The organism is Komagataeibacter intermedius TF2 (assembly GCF_000964425.1).
GTDB classification, from domain to species: domain Bacteria; phylum Pseudomonadota; class Alphaproteobacteria; order Acetobacterales; family Acetobacteraceae; genus Komagataeibacter; species Komagataeibacter intermedius.
Genome location: NZ_BANF01000031.1, coordinates 170,856 through 187,701, shown reverse-complemented (window position 1 = coordinate 187,701; position 16,846 = coordinate 170,856). Strand labels below are relative to the sequence as shown.

At 61.5% G+C, this 16,846-nt stretch carries 14 protein-coding genes and 1 tRNA gene; 9 read left to right on the top strand and 6 right to left on the bottom strand.

Annotated features, from left to right (window positions below):
* Positions 1-13: 13 nt before the first annotated feature.
* Together B7449_RS06175 and B7449_RS06170 are read left to right on the top strand one after the other, a co-directional pair.
* Complete coding sequence (locus B7449_RS06175) at positions 14-595, top strand: cupin domain-containing protein (protein WP_039735873.1); 582 nt, start codon at positions 14-16, stop codon at positions 593-595.
* A gap of 262 nt (positions 596-857) precedes the next feature.
* Entirely contained in the window at positions 858-2,231 is a 1,374-nt protein-coding gene (locus B7449_RS06170; protein ID WP_039735872.1) for an amidohydrolase family protein, read from the top strand.
* 43 nt (positions 2,232-2,274) lie between these two features.
* Here the strand turns inward: B7449_RS06170 and B7449_RS06165 are convergent, their stop codons facing one another.
* The 3 genes from B7449_RS06165 to B7449_RS06155 all read right to left on the bottom strand — a co-directional run bounded on the left by B7449_RS06165 (position 2,275) and on the right by B7449_RS06155 (position 6,019).
* The gene (locus B7449_RS06165) at positions 2,275-3,222 is read right to left on the bottom strand and encodes a DUF5655 domain-containing protein (protein ID WP_039735835.1); all 948 of its coding nucleotides are present in this window, start codon (positions 3,220-3,222) and stop codon (positions 2,275-2,277) included.
* 116 nt (positions 3,223-3,338) lie between these two features.
* Positions 3,339-4,487, bottom strand: a complete 1,149-nt coding sequence (locus B7449_RS06160; protein ID WP_039735833.1) for a BMP family ABC transporter substrate-binding protein — start codon at positions 4,485-4,487, stop codon at positions 3,339-3,341.
* A gap of 182 nt (positions 4,488-4,669) precedes the next feature.
* Positions 4,670-6,019 carry an amidohydrolase family protein gene (locus B7449_RS06155; RefSeq protein ID WP_039735832.1) on the bottom strand — a complete coding sequence of 450 codons (1,350 nt, stop codon included), beginning with the start codon at positions 6,017-6,019 and terminating at the stop codon, positions 4,670-4,672.
* Between the two features lie 947 nt (positions 6,020-6,966).
* Here B7449_RS06155 and B7449_RS06150 point away from each other — a divergent pair.
* The 5 genes from B7449_RS06150 (at position 6,967) to B7449_RS06130 (ending at position 12,572) form a co-directional block, all read left to right on the top strand.
* The gene (locus B7449_RS06150; protein WP_039735871.1) at positions 6,967-7,662 is read left to right on the top strand and encodes a YoaK family protein; all 696 of its coding nucleotides are present in this window, start codon (positions 6,967-6,969) and stop codon (positions 7,660-7,662) included.
* A gap of 91 nt (positions 7,663-7,753) precedes the next feature.
* The gene (locus tag B7449_RS06145; RefSeq protein ID WP_039735870.1) at positions 7,754-8,260 is read left to right on the top strand and encodes an aminoacyl-tRNA deacylase; all 507 of its coding nucleotides are present in this window, start codon (positions 7,754-7,756) and stop codon (positions 8,258-8,260) included.
* Positions 8,261-8,311: 51 nt separating this feature from the next.
* Positions 8,312-11,263, top strand: coding sequence for a glycosyltransferase (locus tag B7449_RS06140; protein WP_039735831.1), 2,952 nt, complete (start codon positions 8,312-8,314; stop codon positions 11,261-11,263).
* A 44-nt stretch (positions 11,264-11,307) separates the two neighbouring features.
* Positions 11,308-11,994 (top strand): NUDIX domain-containing protein, encoded by a 687-nt coding sequence (locus B7449_RS06135; RefSeq protein WP_039735829.1) that lies wholly within the window; start codon positions 11,308-11,310, stop codon positions 11,992-11,994.
* Between the two features lie 215 nt (positions 11,995-12,209).
* The gene (locus tag B7449_RS06130) at positions 12,210-12,572 is read left to right on the top strand and encodes a YidB family protein (protein WP_039735828.1); all 363 of its coding nucleotides are present in this window, start codon (positions 12,210-12,212) and stop codon (positions 12,570-12,572) included.
* Between the two features lie 38 nt (positions 12,573-12,610).
* Here B7449_RS06130 and B7449_RS06125 read toward each other — a convergent pair whose 3' ends face one another.
* Positions 12,611-13,468 (bottom strand): N-formylglutamate amidohydrolase, encoded by an 858-nt coding sequence (locus tag B7449_RS06125; protein WP_039735869.1) that lies wholly within the window; start codon positions 13,466-13,468, stop codon positions 12,611-12,613.
* 182 nt (positions 13,469-13,650) lie between these two features.
* Between B7449_RS06125 and B7449_RS06120 the strand changes: the two genes are divergently transcribed.
* Positions 13,651-13,725, top strand: a tRNA-Val gene (locus B7449_RS06120).
* Positions 13,726-14,916: 1,191 nt separating this feature from the next.
* Here the strand turns inward: B7449_RS06120 and B7449_RS19690 are convergent.
* Positions 14,917-15,363 (bottom strand): hypothetical protein, encoded by a 447-nt coding sequence (locus B7449_RS19690; protein ID WP_148431324.1) that lies wholly within the window; start codon positions 15,361-15,363, stop codon positions 14,917-14,919.
* Between the two features lie 351 nt (positions 15,364-15,714).
* A complete protein-coding gene (locus tag B7449_RS21240) occupies positions 15,715-15,933 on the bottom strand; it encodes a hypothetical protein (RefSeq protein WP_167335740.1) in 219 nt (72 codons plus the stop codon).
* An 85-nt stretch (positions 15,934-16,018) separates the two neighbouring features.
* Here B7449_RS21240 and B7449_RS06110 point away from each other — a divergent pair, with 85 nt between their 5' ends.
* Positions 16,019-16,828 (top strand): alpha/beta hydrolase, encoded by an 810-nt coding sequence (locus B7449_RS06110; protein ID WP_235721187.1) that lies wholly within the window; start codon positions 16,019-16,021, stop codon positions 16,826-16,828.
* Positions 16,829-16,846 lie beyond the last annotated feature (18 nt).

Below are 16,846 nucleotides of genomic sequence, written 5' to 3'. Positions count from 1 at the left end.
GGAGGTTCCCGCCATGTCCCCGCGCGCCCTCGCACTGTCACTTGGCCTTGCCGCCCTGCCGGGCCTGACTTCCGCCATGGCCGCCGTGCCGCCAGCGGCCCCCCATCCCGCCATCCTGTCCGACGCCACGCAGCCACAGTCCCCCCCGCCCCAGCGCACCTACCGGCATTTATGGACCGATGACAGGGGGATCAGCCATATCACCACCTGCCCGGTGCATGACTTCTTCCTGAAAAGCATGTCGCCGCCCGCTGACCCGCAATGGCAGGACCCCATGGAACCACAGGTGGCGACCATCATGGTCACCGTGCAGCCCGCCCGCTGGAACGGCACATGGCATCCCGACCCGAAACCCCAGTGGATCGTGCCGCTGCAGGGCCGGTGGTATGTCCGCGCCATGGACGGCACGCGCGTGGAAATGGGACCAGGCGACATCCTGTTTGGCGAGGACCAAGGCGTACGCCCCATGGAAACCGGCCCCTATCGCGGGAAGAAGGGTCATGACGCGGGCAATATCGGCAAGGGTCCGGTCACGCTTATGGTCATCCAGTCCGCCAATGCGCCGATCCCCAACCAGCCCTGCCGCTATCATTGAGGGAGCGGGACGTTATCCACAGATTCCGGGGATAGGGAGAAAGATAACCCTGTGGAAAAAAATGGGAGATCCGGATTCCTCCCGTATTTTCAACGGCTTTTCCCATGCCCGTGGAGTTTGCCCCGCCCGCCCTGCGCGCCACGTGCCCGGACCTGTCCCTTTTTCGGGCCTGCATGGCCGCGCATGTGGTTTTGGGGCTGTGCAGATCGGCGCGGGCGGAAGATAATGATCCGTTTTCGCAATGATGGTGGGAAGCTGCAGCATGGGTCAGTTCGTTATTCGCGGTCAGGTCATCAACCCGGTCACCCCCGACCGGACAACGTTGACGGACTGCGTGGTGCATGTCGGGGCGGATGGCCGGATCGTCGCCCGCCACGCATCAGACAGCCCCATGGCCACACAGATGCTGGACCATGCTGCCCGGCAGGGCATGCCGGTCCGCACGCTGTCGGCGTCACAGGTGCTGACGCCCGGTTTTACGGACCTGCATGTCCATGCCCCGCAATGGCCGCAGATGGGCCGGGCGCTGGACCTGCCGCTGCGTGACTGGCTGGAACAGCGGACCTTCCCGCTGGAAGCCCGCTTTGCCGATCCCGCCTTCGCCGCCCCGGTCTATGATGAAATGGTCCGCACCCTGCTGGCCAACGGCACGACCACCGCCGTGTTTTTCGCAACCATCCATGAAGAAAGCAGCCTGCTGCTGGCCCGTACCTGCCTGCGCCACGGGCTGCGCGCCCTGGTCGGGCTGGTGGCGATGGATGATCCGGCGCTATGTCCCCCCACCTATCGCAATGCCAGCGTGGACCAGGCGCTGGCCGCCACGCGCCGCTTCATCCATGCCGTGCGGGCGCTGCCGGGCAATGAAGGGGAACTTGTGCGCCCCATGGTCACGCCGCGCTTCATCCCTGCGTGCACTGACAACCTGCTGCGGGGACTGGGCGAACTGGCGGTGGAAGAAGACTGCCTGATCCAGACCCACTGTTCCGAAAGTGACTGGGAACATGACTATGTCCGCCAGCGGACTGGCGTGAACGACACGATGGCGCTGGACCGTTTCGGCCTGCTGCGTCGGGGCACGGTGCTGGCCCATTCGTGCCACATGACGGCAGCGGACATGGCGCTGGTGCAGGCGCGCGGGGCGGCGATCGCGCACTGCCCGCTGTCCAATGCCTATTTCGCGGGTGCTGTGCTGCCACTGCGCGCGGCATGGCAGGCTGGCGTGCATGTGGGGCTGGGCACCGACCTGTCGGGCGGATACTCGCCGTCCATCGCGGTCAACGCCGCCATGGCCGTGACCGCGTCGCGCATGCTGGATACCGGCACCGACCCCGCCCGTGCGGCCGGGGACCGCGGCAGGCCGGGCGCACGCCTGACATTTGCCGAAGGACTGTGGCTGGCCACGCGCGGGGGAACGGCGGCGCTGGACATCGCAGCGGGGCAGTTTGATGCGGGACAGGCGTTTGACGCCATCATGATCGACCGCACGGCCCCCGGCAGCAACATCCTGCCCCCTGTCCATGGCGAAACGGACCGTGTGGCAGCGGACGTAGTGCAGCAGATCCTGTGCAATATCGGCAGGCCCAACATCCGGACCGTATGGGTGGCGGGGCGCAAGGTGCATGACACAGAGGCGTAAACGGGGCCTGGACACGTGCCTGCCCCGTTTCGGTATGGGCGTGTCAGGAACTTTCGTATGATTTTTCAATCAGGGGTTTGGCACGCTCCAGATCATTGAGGTTACGCAGTGTCACCTCAAGGTCGCCCGTTCCGAAATGGCCCTTGTTTTTAACATTGCGTGTAAAGCCCTTTTCCAGCGCGACAGTATAAGGGTCGACCTTCAGGTAAAGCCGGAGCAGATCAAGGGTTGGCTTCACTTCCAGACAGACAAAGTTCTTTATCCGCTTGAATGCGAAGTAACAGTTCAGGGTTTTCTGCGTAACGTCATCACCCAGTGAAAGAAGATAGGCGACTGTATCCGAGTACAGGTTTGTCAGCGCCTCCCCTGCATCAGCCAGACTTTCTGAATTTGTCTTGTGGCGTGTAGCTCCTTTTGCGCTGCCTGTAACAGCCATGGCAGCGTCCGCCATCGGCATGGATGGGTTTATTACCGGCTGGCTGATGCTGGATGATGATACGCTTGTCAGCAAATCCAGCATCAGCAGATCCTGCCCGAAACGTCTGTAGCGGATCAGTTCAATATTTCGCCCCATCTGCTTGATGGCATGCAGGTCATAGCGGGTGAAATCCGCTGCGATACAGATCAGGCGCGGCGCACTCCATTCAATGGCATCGGCTTTTTCCTTGCCCAGGTTTTCCTGCACAAGAAGCCGGAAATCGGCCTTATGATCCATCAGCCAGTCAAGATAGAACAGACCCTGATTGATGACGTTTTCATTTATGTTTCTTTTGTATTCGATTATAACCGGGTAACTGTTTTCATCCAGTCCCAGCGTATCCATGCGACCGCCATGGGTTGTAGAATATTCGGATGCCAGAAAGCGGACACCCAGCAATGCTTCCAGATTTTTCTCAAAAAGGGTCTGCAATGCCCTTTCAAGCGGCGCTGATGATCCAGACAGTTCGCTCGCTTTATTATCGCTGATCTGAAAAAGTTTAATATCGCTCAAAAAAACTGCTCCGGCCTGATAATCCCCGTTTGTTTTTACCGTAAACGAAAGTACACACAACCATTGCGGCGCAGAGGGGCGTTATGCGTCTGATCTGGGGAAAAGGAACGGGTTGCCTATGGCAATCCGCTGACCCCGTCTACCGCCCAGTCCCAGTTATACAGATCAAGGTCATTCATCGTGGTGCCTTCGGCCACGCGCAGGTTGCCGTGCTGGTCACGGATGGGGCCACTGAAGGGCGACCAGCCGCCCATGATGCGCGCGCGCACGGCATCCGCCCGGTCGCGTACGGCCTGCGGCACGCGCTGGCCCCACGGGTCACGGTCCACGCCCTGCCCCATCATCAGCAGTTGCGGGACAGGCCGCCATGTTCCCGCCAGCCGCGCGCGCACCTGCGCTATGTAGAACTGTGCGAAATCCAGCACGACCGACGCCACGTATGCATCCGGTCCGAACTGCCGTATGTCCTTGTTCCACATGGCCGCCCACAGCCCGCGTTCCTGCGCCACATGCAGGTAGCCTGCTTCATCCATGATCCCGAACAGGAAGTCGCACCCCTTGTCCGCCAGCGCATTGGCCGCCTGGATCGCCGCCTGCGGGTCGAACCAGGCGTTGATGCTGATGACCTGCATGGTGGCATCGGGATTGACGCTGCGCGCGCCCATAAGGGCGGCATTGGCCCCGGCATAGGCTGACGGCAGCGGAAAGGACGCAATGAAGCCCAGCCTGCCGTCCCTGCTGAGCAGGCCCGCCGCAACCCCGATCACGTAGCTGACATACCAGTGCGCGATATAGTACCAGCTGACATTGGCGCGGATGGGCCGCCCGTCGCACTGCATGAAGGCCGTATCGGGCGCGCGGGCCGCCACATCGGTCAGGAAATCCCCATAATCCGCGCCGGTCATGACCAGCTGCGCCCCTTCCGCCACGAATTCACGCAGCAGGCGCGTAGCGTCGGCGGAATATGGCATGCTTTCCACATACACCGTACGCAGCCTTGGAAAGGCACGGCGCACGGCCTGCACCGCAACATGATGCATTTCGGTCCAGCCGCCATCACTGACCGGGCCGACATAGCCCAGCGCCAGCAGGGCATCTTCCTCCGCGACCGGGGGCATGGGCGCAACCGTGGAAAACGGATCCGCCAGCCCCGCCAGAAGCCGGTCCGTGGCGGTCGGGGCCGCCGCCAGCCCATGACGGGCCACAAGCCCGGTGGAAAACGCGGCCCCCGCGGTGGCCAGAAGCTGCCGGCGCGGCAGGATCATGCATGCAATCCTTGTCACAAGGGATGGAAGGTGCGCACACCTACCTTCCACGGCACATCACCTGCTGACATACCCGGTACGCATGCTAACCATGCACACGCCAGACACAAGGGGTCATGCAGCAGTAATCGGGGGGATGGAACCGTCCCCTGCCCGCTGCGGCGGATTCCGGGATGAAGGTTCTAGGCGATTTTCTGGATCCGCCGCGCCTGCCGCGCATGCTCGCGCAGCACGTCCTTCAGCGCCGTCATGGTGGGCTGGCAGTTTTCCACCAGTACCCTGCCATTCACGATGGACGTGCCCGCCACGGCCGGGCCGCAGCGCAGCCACGCTTCCACCGGGTCGGTCACCGCCCCGGCCAGCGCCACCTCGTTCGCATGCCAGATCACCAGATCGGCGCATGCGCCCGGACGCAGGTGCCCGATTTCATCGTCCCAGCCAAGACAGGCGGCGCCGCCACGGGTGGCCATGTCCAGCGCTTCACGCGCGCCCATGGCTGCAGGGCCATGGCTGACCCGGCCCAGCAGCATGGCGTTGCGTGTTTCCATCCACATGGAAGCATGATCAGTCGTAGCCGACCCGTTGCAGCCCAGCCCGACCTTTATGCCGCGTTCGCGCATGTCCAGCGCATCCGCGCTGCCGCCACCGATCATCATGTTGGAACTGGGGCACTGCACCACGCTGATCCCGGCCTTCGCCATGCGGGTGACTTCGGACGGGGATGGATAGATGTAATGCGCGACCCATGTGCGCGGGCTGGCCCAGCCCATCCGCTCGAACTGCTCGGTCGGGGTGCAGTTGTACATGCTCAGGCAGAAATCATCTTCCTCCATGTCCTCGCCCAGATGGGTATGCAGTCGCAGGTCGAGGCGTTCGGCCATGGTCAGGGATTCGCGCATGATGCGTTCGGACGCCGAAAACATGGAGACCGGACCCAGCGCCACGCGGCCCATGGCGCCGGGTGCGGGATCATGAAACGCGCTGACCAGGCGTTCGCAGTCGGACAGGATCGTATCCTCATCCTGCACAAGACCAGCCGGAGGCAGCCCGCCATCCGCCTGCGCGCGCGTCATGCTGCCGCGCGTGGCGTAGAAGCGCATGCCAATATCATGCGCGGCCCGGAACTGTTCATCAATCAGACGCGGCCGGGGATGGATATACATATGATCCATGGAGGTGGTGCACCCCCCCAGCAACAGCTCGATCATGGCGATGTAGGTGGACACATAGACGGAATCCGCATCCAGCCCGGCCCATAGCGGGTACAGCGTCTGCAGCCATGCGAACAGCCGCAGGCGCGTCACCGGCGCGTACGAACGCGTCAGGTTCTGGTACATGTGGTGGTGGGCATTGACCAGGCCGGGCGTGACCAGCCGCCCACCCGCATTGATGACCCGCGCAGCCTGCGGTGGGGACTGCTGCGGGCCGCCTGCGGAATGAATGCGGTTTTTTTCGATGGCGATCCAGCCACCGGGAATTTCCCAGTCGTGGTCAAGGTACAGGTGGGCATCACAAATCAGAATATCAATCATTACTCAACCATACTGTTCCAGTCCCCGCCGCGTACGGACGGGGGAAACCGTCGCATCGGGATGCTGGAAACGTGAATACTGAACCAGTCACTATTACGCTGTTATTTACAAAAATTATTTAAGTGTTTTTTAGAACATGCCATCATCATTCGTGCCTGTCCATATGTATAGACAGACGCATTCGCGGCACTGACAGAAAAAACAACCCCGGATTGTGAAAAGATATGCTGTATGGAGAGGAAAGGATATCCCGCCGGTTGTATTGTTTACGAACAATTAACTAAAACCCGGGTTTTTCTGCCCAAAACCGGACACCATCCCGCAATTCCCGCATGAATTGATTACACGGATGTTAATTTGTTCATTTTGGTACATATCATCAACCCTGAACAAAATTCTGATTACATTTTCAGCATAAGAACAGCCATATGACAGTTTGTAGGCATAAGTTCCTATCCTGCGAACCTGCGCGATACAGGATATGCAGGCATTTGCGGATCATGAATCAGGTAAAACCGGAAACCTGCATTTTCATATACGGTATTCTGTAACCATTATATTAATAATTTTAAATAATATGCCTGCCAAAATGAATTTATAACATTATGTTACATGAATTGTTCGCGCCCGTTAATGGCGAACAATGGCAAAAATGCGGCGCCTCCGTCATGATGATATACCATTCACCAGTTCAGGAAAGCACGCGGCGCATGGCAGGTTCCGCAGCGCCCATATGATCAAAAATTCTATAATAAATATAGGACAGGCATACCGATACCAGCAACCAAGGGTTGCAGTTACTGTACCACGTGCCATCCTGCCTCGCCATGATGTGATCAGGACGCGCGCACATGCCCTGTGGTGTTTCGGGTTGCATATCCCACGCCCCATGGCGGATACCACAGTTCATGGGCGGGCGGCTTCCCGCTATGGATGGAACAAGGGGCATGCTGGTTCACGAAGGGGCGTCACGCAATATCGGTACCGACCTGCGGCTGGGCTGCACGCTGGCAGCGGCGGCAGGCGGGGTGAACGTGGCGGGGTTTCTGGCGCTTGGGTATTATACCGCCAACATGACCGGCAACCTGTCGGCGCTGGCCGTTGGCGTGGGCGATGGGGGCATGGTGTCCGTCCTGTCGTGTATCGGGCTGGTCGGGGCGTTTGTCATGGGCGGGTGCGCGGCCACGCTGCTGGTGGGGGCGGGGCGCAGGCTGGGCATGCGCGCGGTCCATGCCGCCAGCATCGCGCTGGAGGGCACGCTGCTGGCAGCGCTGGGCATATTGTCCATCCTGCTGCCCGCATGGATGGAAGCGGGCGCGCTGGGATATGGCATGGGTTTCCTTATGGGGCTGCAGAACGCCACCGTTACCCATATTTCCGGCGCGCGGGTCCGCACCACCCATATGACGGGCATGCTGACCGACCTTGGCATGGAACTGGCGCAACTGCTGCAGAACCCGGGGGCAATGCGGGTACGCGAACGGGTGCGGCTGCATGGCGCGATCATTGCCTGCTTTGCGCTGGGGGGCGTGGGTGGCGCGATCGGCTACCGGCTGTATGGCATGCGGTTGCTGGTGCTGCTGGGGGGTGGCTTGATCATGCTGGCCATGCCGGGGCTGTGGCGGGCAGGACGCCCGCGCTGAAGTCGCATATCAGGCACTTGCATGACACCGGGTGCTATTTTATCCTTGGTGCATGAAGCGCGGGCACACCCGCGACCAGCGGGAGCAGAACGTGACACAGCAGACCAAAGCCACTGAATTCCTGGCCGCTCACGGCGTGCCCTTTTCGGTGCATGATTACGAATACGCCCCCGGCGGCGGCCTGATCGGGATGCAGGCGGCGCAGTCCATCGGGGCGGACCCGGGCTGTGTGCTCAAGACGCTGGTGGTGGAAGTGGACCGCAGGACACCGGTCTGCCTGGTGGTGCCTGCCGACCACAAGGTGAATTTCAAGAAGGTCGCGGCCCTGTTCGATGGCCGCAACGCACGGATGATGAGCCCGGAAAAATCGGCGGACCTGACCGGTTTCCGCTCTGGCGGGACCAGCCCGTTCGGACAGGAACACCAGCTGCCCGTCGTCCTGTCGGCAGCCGCGATGGCGTGCCCGCATGTCTATATCAATGCAGGCGACCAGGGACTGGTGGTGCGCATTACCCCCGCTGATGCGCAGAAGGCGGCTGACGCGAAGGTGGCCGATATTTCCGCCCCGCCCGCCCCGGCGGAACCAATCAAAAATTAACCTTTGGCGTGCATAACCCCTCCCTGAACAGAACAGGGACAGGAATGCACGATGGCTGTTTCCTCGGATACTGCGGAAATGGCTGCCGGGTGGGCCACGTTCGATCCCGCATGGTACCACGCCCGCCATGCGGCGATGCTCGACCTTATGGACATTCCGCCCGGGCAGGCGCAGGCGTTTTATGAAGCACACGGCGCGGCGCTGGGCCATTCACCCAATCCCTTTTTTGATGAGGACTGGTACCGCGCCACCTATCCCGATGTTGCGCGGCAGGTGCTGGAGGGGACATGGCGCAGCGGGTTCGACCATTACCTGAATGCAGGGCTGGACACGCACAACCCGCACTGGCTGTTTGACACGCGCGCCTATCTGGCGGCCTATCCCGACATAACGCCCGCGACGCTGGAAGCCGGGGGCTACCGCAACGCCTATGACCACTACCTGCGCACGGGCGATGGGGAAATGCGCAGCGGGTCGTGCTTTTTCGATCCCGAAACCTACCTTGCCCTGCTGGCGGAATGCCAGCATGACACCACCACGCACCCCTTTGCCGATTACCTGCGCCAGGGCATGGCCGCCCTGCCCTGTCGCAGCGTGTCGCTATATTTCGACGCGGAATGGTATGCACAGACCTATCCCGCCGCCCATGCGGACATTACGCAGGGCGTATGGCGCAGCGCCCTGCACCATTACCTGTGCAATACCACGCCACAGGCGTTCGACCCGGGGCCATTCTTTTCCGAATCCTTTTATGCCATGGTCAACCCGGACGTGCTGGGCGCGATCGAAGCCGGGAACCTGCGCAACGGCTATGCCCATTTCCTCAGTGACGGCGTGCATGAACAGCGCAAGCCATGTTCGACGCTGGACCTTGCGCAGTACATGCGCGATCCCGGTGTCCAGGCCGATATCGCCGCCCGCCGCGCGCGCGACGGGCTGGGCCATTACCTTGCCGCCCGCCCGGACCTGAAACCGCCCCCGCCACCGGCAGTCACGGAAGATCAGGCCCGCGCCCTGTTCCGCCACATGTGCAGCGCCCGCCTGCCGCTGCTGCTGAATGGCGGGATCGACTTCACGTCCGATGCGCCACCTGCGCTGAGCGTCATCATCGTGGCGCATGACCAGTTTGCGCTGACCATGTCCACCCTTGCCTCGCTGCGGACGAATTATCACGGGTCGATGCAGGTCCTGCTGGTGGATTCCGGCTCGCGCGATGGCGTGGCCGGGATCGAGGACCATGTGTGCGGGATCGAGGTCCTGCGCTTTGCGGGCAATATCGGGTTCGTGCGCGGGTGCAATGCGGCGCTGGCGCGGGTGCGGGCCCCCGCCACGCTGTATCTCAACAATGACGTGGACCTGCAATATGGCGCGGTGGCGCGCGCGCTGTCGCGGCTTATGGCGGATGAGGCGACCGGCGCGGTCGGGGCCCGTGTCATCCGCACGCATGGCCTGCTGCAGGAAGCAGGCAGCATGATCTGGCGTGACGGATCGGTGCAGGGCTACATGCGCGACGCCCATCCCTGCGTGCCCGAGGCGGGGTTCGTCCGCGCGGTGGATTTCTGTTCCGGCGTGTTCCTGATGGTCCGGACGGACGTGCTGCAGGTGCTTGACGGGTTCGATGAAAGCTTCGCCCCCGCCTATTTCGAGGAAACCGACCTGTGCATGCGCATCCGCACGCTGGGGTACCGGATCATGTACGATCCGGGCGTCTGCCTTGTGCATTATGAATGTGGCACATCGGATGGAACCAGCGCGTCACGGCTGATCGCGCGCAACAATAATCTGTTCACCCGCAGGCATGCCCCCGCGCTGCGGCGCAGGCTGCTGCGGCATGATCCCCTGCAGGCCCGCGCCCGGCATGCGGATGACGGGCGCCACATCCTGTTCATCGAGGACAGGCTGCCGCTGCGCCATCTGGGGTCGGGATTCACCCGGTCGCATGACATCGTGACCACGCTGGCGGCCCTTGGCTACCATGTTACGCTCTTTCCCATCTTCCGCCCGATCGAAAGCGCCGCGACGCTGGCTGCCGCCTTTCCCGAAACCGTGGAGGTCATCCACGACCGCGAACTGCCCGACCTGCCTGATTTCCTGCGCGCGCGCAGCGGGTGTTTCGATGCGATCTGGATCGCCCGCACGCAGAACGCCGCCCGCGTGGCCAGTATCCTGAACGATGCCGCGTCATCCATTCCCGCCGGCCACATCGTGGTCGATACCGAGGCACTGGTCGCCTGCCGGGACGTGGAATACGACCGCCTGCACGCCATCACCCCGTCGCCGCCGCTGTCCGAACGGCTGGAACGTGAACTGCGTCCCCTGTTCCTGGCGCAGCGCGTGGTCGCGGTCAACGCGGCGGAGGCGGACCTGCTGCGCGCCGCGGGCTTTGATAACGTGTCGGTCCTTGGCCATGTGCAGGTGCCACGGCCCACCGGGCCGGGATGGGCGGCACGGCGGGATATCCTGTTCCTTGGCGCGGTCCATGAAATGCGTTCGCCCAACCTCGACTCACTCGCGTGGTTCAGTAGCGAGGTCCTGCCCCTGCTGGTGGCGCAGCTGGGGGCAGATATCCGGTTCAGCGTCTGCGGCCATACCGGCCCGCGCGTTGACCTTGGCCCCCTGCGCCACAACCCCAACGTGCGCATGCTGGGTCGTGTCGCGGACACCGCCCCGGTTTATGACCAGCACCGCGTGTTCGTAGCCCCGACCCGCTACGCCGCCGGCATCGCCTACAAACTGCATGAAGCCGCCGCCAACGGCCTGCCGGTGGTCGGATCCCCGCTATTGTGCCAGCAGGCGGGCTGGCGCGACGGGCAGGACATGCTGTGCGCCAGCGTTACGGACCCGGCGGATTTTGCACGGCAGATCGTGCGCCTCTATCATGACCAGACCCTGTGGGACACGGTGCGGGACAACGCGCTGACCCGCATCGCCACCGAACATGCCCCGCAGGAATACGCCAGCCGGGTGGCGGACATCATGAACGCCGTATTCACACCGGGATAAGGGCCAGGCCTGTTTCCGGCACACTACCAACAGGAACCGGACACATGGCCCAGACGGAAAATATTTCCTTTGCCCCCGGCATTGACGCAGCCCTGCGCGGCCGGGTGCTGGACGCACCGCATTTCCGCCGGTGGTATCAGGGCATGCGCGAACGCTTCACCCTGCGCCACGTGCTGGTGCGCGACGCCATTGCCTTTGATTCACACCGCATGGGCTTCATACTGGTCGAGGCCGACGCCCTGCATGACGGCCACCGCGTGCCCGGCCTTGCGTTGCTGCGCGGGGATTCCGTATCGGTGCTGCTGGTGCTGAAATGCCCCGGCCATCCCGACCGGACCGTGGTCACGTGCGAGGCACGGGTGCCCGTGGCGCGGCCCGACCTGCTGGCGCTGCCAGCGGGAATGCTGGATGGCGGCGCATTTGTCAGCACCGCGCTGCGCGAACTGTCGGAAGAAGTTGGCGCGGATCTGCAGGTCCGTGCGCAGGATCTGGTGAAGCTGACCGATGTCTGGCTGTCCCCCGGCGGGTGTGACGAGGCGATTGGCCTGTATTATGCCGAACTGCACATGACTGAACCGCAGGCCCGTGCCCTGTCCGGCCGGCAGACCGGCCTTGCACGGGAAAATGAATATATCCGCCTGCGTGTCCTTGACCTGTCGGACCTGCCCCATATCGGGATGACGGACGCCAAAACGTTGCTTTCATGGCACATGTATCAGGCACGACGGTAAGCGCCGCTTTTTTTGTTGACACAACCCCGTGAGGACACTCATAAAGTCTGGAAGCAGACTGCCTTGTGCACCTGCTTCTTGGACGTTTCCTCCCTAAACTCAGCGGTGCATATGCACCGCTTTTTTTTGGCCTGTTTTATCAAAATTTCCTATAACTGTCCGTCGTGTCGTATACTCGGCACCCCACCCATACGAGAGACGGGAAAGAAAGCAGAATGAGCGGTATCTTCAATGATGTAATGGGCAAGCTGAGCGACCTTGCGGGCGCATCGGGCCTGTCGCAGCAGGTGCACTCCTATCTGTCGCAGCTGCTGACGCCCGACACCCTCAGCACGCTGCTGACGCAGGCGGAACAGGCAGGACTGGGGGACAAGGTCCGGTCATGGATCGGGGACGGCCATAACCTGCCCATCTCCACCGATGAACTGCGTAGCCTGCTCAGCAGCCAGCAGGTGCAGGCCATGGTGGACAAGACCGGCCTGCCCGCCGCCACCATCCTGCCCGTACTGGCCCACCTGCTGCCCGAAGCCGTCAATACCCAGACGCCGCAGGGACAGGTTCCCACCAAGACGGCCTGACCGCATGACGGGGGCCGGGCCATCCGCCCGGCCCTCCACTATTCAGCGGCCTGCTGCCCCAGCAGGCCGCCATACAGCACCAGACGGTCCACCAGATCACGCAACACCGCCTGCACCGCGGCAAAACCCGCATGAGGCGCCAGCGTGTCCTGATCCATGTACAATGCCCGGCTGATTTCCAGTTGCAGCGCCTGCACGCCACGGCGCGGGCGCCCGTAATGCCGCGTGACATATCCGCCGGCAAAGGGAACATTGCGCGCCACGTCATAGCCATGACCGACCAGCACCTGTTCCACCAGCGCCGTCAGTTGCGGTGAACACGCCGTACCCCACGCATTGCCCAGAACAAAATCCGCCTGCATGCCCCGCCCCTTCAGCGCGGGCATGGAATGGGCATCCAGCAGGATGCAGCAGCCATGCCGCGCCATGCTGTCGTCCACCAGGCGACCCAGCGCGTCATGATAGGGCTGCCAGCAGGTACGGATCCGGGCCTCGGCCTCGCTGAAAGGCAACGGGCGTGGATAGATCGGCCCGTCATGGGACACCATGCGCGCAATCGTGCCAAACCCCGCGCGTACCTTGCTGCTGGTCGTATTGCACCAGTCAGGCAGTTTTTCGCTGAACATGGTGGGATCAAGTTCCCATGCCTCGCGATTGGCGTCACAATAGGCGCGGGGAAAGGTTGCATGCAGCAATGTGGCCCCCTGCCCCGGCGCCGCCGCGAACAGCTGGTCCACGTAGCAGTCCTCGCTCCGGCGCAGGGCGCGGGCGTCCAGCCGGGACATGCGCAGGAATTCCGCCGGGTAATCCCGCCCGGAATGGGGCGAGGCCACGATTACGGGCGTTCCCGCCCCATCGGGATGATGGATGTGGAAGGGCGGCGCGACCGGGTCCATCACGGCATTTTTTCTGCACGCGACGGCCGTGAACGGCCATGCAAGATCACAGGCAGGAAGGCGGGACAGCACATGCCTGCCATAGGGACAGGTGGCCGCTTTGGGGTCAATGTGATTTTTTTCAAAACAGGGGTTGCATCCCCCTGAAAGGGTGAGTAAAAGCCACCTCACCGGAGCCGATTGGGCGCATAGCTCAGCGGTAGAGCACTACCTTGACATGGTAGGGGTCACAGGTTCAATCCCTGTTGCGCCCACCACTCGGCTCCGGGTATTCTCCCAAAAACGAGCGTTGCGTGTGATAATTCCCGGAACGGGAAAGTCTATCAGCGTCTACTAATATCTACGGAAATCCACCTCGATCTGTGGAAAATCCGTGGAGTGTTTTTGGCTTGTACCCGCGCCCCATTCCCCCTATAATCCCCACGCTGCGGCACACATCCGGTTGGCTCCGATCACGCCGCCGCGATGCCGCTTTTGCCCTGTGTGGCGTCTTTCCTGACGTGCTGCGCGGCCTGATTACGGCGGAGAAGCCGCAGACGCCTCACATGATGATTTCCGCAATAGTGAATCAATCAGCAGCTTGTGAACGTGACGCCGCAGCCGCATCGGGGCGAACAGGACCGAACGTTTGACCATATCGCACACATTCAGAGCATGTTGGCCGAATACCGCAATATCGCCTGCATGGACCATCTGTGACAGAAATGGACCGCAACCATCAAGAACGCCACGGTTGCCGGGAAGATGCCTGATACCGAACCATCTCAGGCGACGGTGAGCGGAAAAGCCTTGCATCATTCCGGCGCCAGAAGTGCATGACGTCCTCCACCTCTCGCCGGATGAACGTGCGTATTCGGCCATGATGCGCCAATACATCAGGACAGACCAAAAATTGTGTGCCTGTCGTTCTCAATGCGCGTCTCAAGGGAGATACTACAATCTGTTTCCCGCGCGGCAGGACGATCCCCCTGCGGATAGAAAATGCAAACATGATTATGCGCAGCAACAGTCCGGATGTGCGGAACCTTCATGTCCGGCGGACAGATGGCTGCCCTGTAAGTGCATGGAGACCTGCACGAATGGTTAGCGACCGCATTGTGCGTCAATGGACTGACTGACACCCTGCCAACAAAAGGGACATCCCGCATGGCGTGCAGTCCTTCGGCAGCATATGTGCCGTTGAGGAGATAGGGGTCGTATCATCAGCAACGGGGCATAGACCTCGATATTTACGTAATCCTCGACATCTGACCCGTGCACGGCTTTCCAGGCAGTCGGCAACAGTGAGGGTTGAATTCTGGATAAACGGCGTCAGCGGGACCGCGCATGATGGGGCGACCTTCAGCCCATATCCCCGGATCTGGCCGCCCTGTCCGGTCGCTGGTGGACCCAGCGGACAGCGCGGAACACGTCAGGTTTCTGGACATCGGATACTTTATCATCCGCAATCACACCTGTCGGATGTGCGACCCTGCCTGTCCCAGATGGGCATGAAATACCTTTTCAATATCCAGTTCCGCTTTTGCCATGGCCGGATCGGCACACGGCGCCGCAGCCAGAATGTCGGAATCATCCGGACGGGGACAGGTAAATCCAGGATGCCGGGTCGGGGCAGCAATAGCCGCCGCCCCAAGGACCATGGAGGCCAGCAGCCCATATCCCACCCAGCAAGACACGCGCATGCAGCAGACCTTTTTCGTGAAACTGGCCGCGACAATGCAGAAAAGCACCATATGCGGTACCCGCCGGGACCGGTGACCATGACGCGGATATTGTCCGCTGAAAAAAATACAAGATCGCGTGGCTATCAAACAAGGCAGGTAGAGGAACTTCGCAACCCGATAAAAATAAGCCACCGAAGCTATGGAGTCCGTCAGTGAACGGAACTGCCGCACGACACCACGTCGTCCTTTTTCCCGGTTTCACGGTCTGGCTGGAATAAGGGATCTGAATTCAGACATGTCAGTGTTGAACAGGAAACCCCGGATCGTCAAAATTTCTTGAGAAAATTGCATCCATAGGTCCGGTGTTTATAATATGACGGCTCCGTTCATCGGGCAGGCATCTTCAGCATATCGCTGGTTTCTTCAGGCAGATGACCCCGTATATCGGCGGATAGCGCATAAGCTCCTCGCATCCTGTAATCTTAGCGGGCTGTTTCTTTCCCGCCATTCGATCGCGGGACATGCAGGTCCGTGATGACCGTATTGCGAGACTGTTCAACGGCGGGCACACAAGATCGCCCTTCAGGCTTTTTCCATATGTCTGCCGACAGAAGGCTTCTGGCGTATCGTGTCTGTCTGGTATGTTCGCATGATAAACAGACCGGAACAACCAGCCCGAAAGAAAACCGGAGACTGCCATATGCCGTTCATGCGCAGATCAATGATTTTTGCGGCAATGGTCGTACCCGTCGCACTCCTTTCCACAACAGCCAGCGCGGCCGCGCCTTCCCCATCGCCCATTCAGACAGTCGTTGCGGCACCGGGGCCAGATGGGCCGCTCGGGGGTACCATGCTTTCCCCCGACAGGGATGCTCCTGTCGTGCTTATGATCCCCGGCTCGGGGCCGACAGATCGGGACGGGAACAGTCCACTGGGGCTGAAGGCGGCGACGCTGAAGCTACTGGCTGAAGGGCTGGCCACACATGGTATCGCAACCGTTCGCGTTGACAAACGTGGGATGTATGCAAGCGCTGGCGCCATTCCCGATGCCAATGCCGTAACAATTGGCGATTACGCGAAAGATGTTCATTCATGGATCATGTCCATCCGGCACATGACGGATGCACGATGCGTCTGGGTTCTTGGCCATAGTGAAGGCGGTCTGGTCGCGTTATCGGCAGCGCAGGACAGTACCGCTATCTGCGGCCTGATCCTGCTCGCGACGCCCGGGCGGCCAACCGATCAGACGCTTGCGGAGCAGCTAAGGGCCAACCCGGCGAATGCACCGGTGCTGGATCAGGCACTGGCTGCGATTTCTGACCTTAAGGCCGGACGCCATGTTGATGTCAGCCAGTTCCATCCTGCCCTGCAGCGACTTTTTCATCCTGCGATCCAGGACTTCCTGATCAGTGAATTCGCGATTGACCCGGCAAAACTCATCTCCACGATTCATAAGCCGGTCCTGATCGTGCAGGGTGAACGCGACATGCAGGTCAGTGTTGAGGATGCACACGCCCTGAAACAGGCCGACCCGGCGGCGAAAACCGTCATGCTGCCAGATACAAACCACGTAATGAAGCCGGTCGCGTCCGCTGACCGTCGGGCCAATCTTGCGACCTACGCCAATCCCGGCCTGCCGCTTGTTCCCGCCGTCGTGCCGGCCATAGCGGATTTTGTCCTGTCCGTCCCACGCTGATCCCTGCCGGTGCCCCCT

What these genes read in the sequence shown, in the direction of transcription:
- B7449_RS06110 (WP_235721187.1), top strand. Translation starts at nt 16,019, where the DNA reads ATGATCCCCGGCTCGGGGCCGACAGATCGGGACGGGAACAGTCCACTG.
- B7449_RS06140 (WP_039735831.1), top strand. Translation starts at nt 8,312, where the DNA reads ATGGCTGTTTCCTCGGATACTGCGGAAATGGCTGCCGGGTGGGCCACG.
- B7449_RS06130 (WP_039735828.1), top strand. Translation starts at nt 12,210, where the DNA reads ATGAGCGGTATCTTCAATGATGTAATGGGCAAGCTGAGCGACCTTGCG.
- B7449_RS06135 (WP_039735829.1), top strand. Translation starts at nt 11,308, where the DNA reads ATGGCCCAGACGGAAAATATTTCCTTTGCCCCCGGCATTGACGCAGCC.
- B7449_RS06125 (WP_039735869.1), bottom strand. Translation starts at nt 13,468, where the DNA reads ATGGACCCGGTCGCGCCGCCCTTCCACATCCATCATCCCGATGGGGCG.
- B7449_RS21240 (WP_167335740.1), bottom strand. Translation starts at nt 15,933, where the DNA reads ATGGGCGATGGGGAAGGCGCGGCCGCGCTGGCTGTTGTGGAAAGGAGT.
- B7449_RS06160 (WP_039735833.1), bottom strand. Translation starts at nt 4,487, where the DNA reads ATGATCCTGCCGCGCCGGCAGCTTCTGGCCACCGCGGGGGCCGCGTTT.
- B7449_RS06170 (WP_039735872.1), top strand. Translation starts at nt 858, where the DNA reads ATGGGTCAGTTCGTTATTCGCGGTCAGGTCATCAACCCGGTCACCCCC.
- B7449_RS06150 (WP_039735871.1), top strand. Translation starts at nt 6,967, where the DNA reads ATGCTGGTTCACGAAGGGGCGTCACGCAATATCGGTACCGACCTGCGG.
- B7449_RS06175 (WP_039735873.1), top strand. Translation starts at nt 14, where the DNA reads ATGTCCCCGCGCGCCCTCGCACTGTCACTTGGCCTTGCCGCCCTGCCG.
- B7449_RS06155 (WP_039735832.1), bottom strand. Translation starts at nt 6,019, where the DNA reads ATGATTGATATTCTGATTTGTGATGCCCACCTGTACCTTGACCACGAC.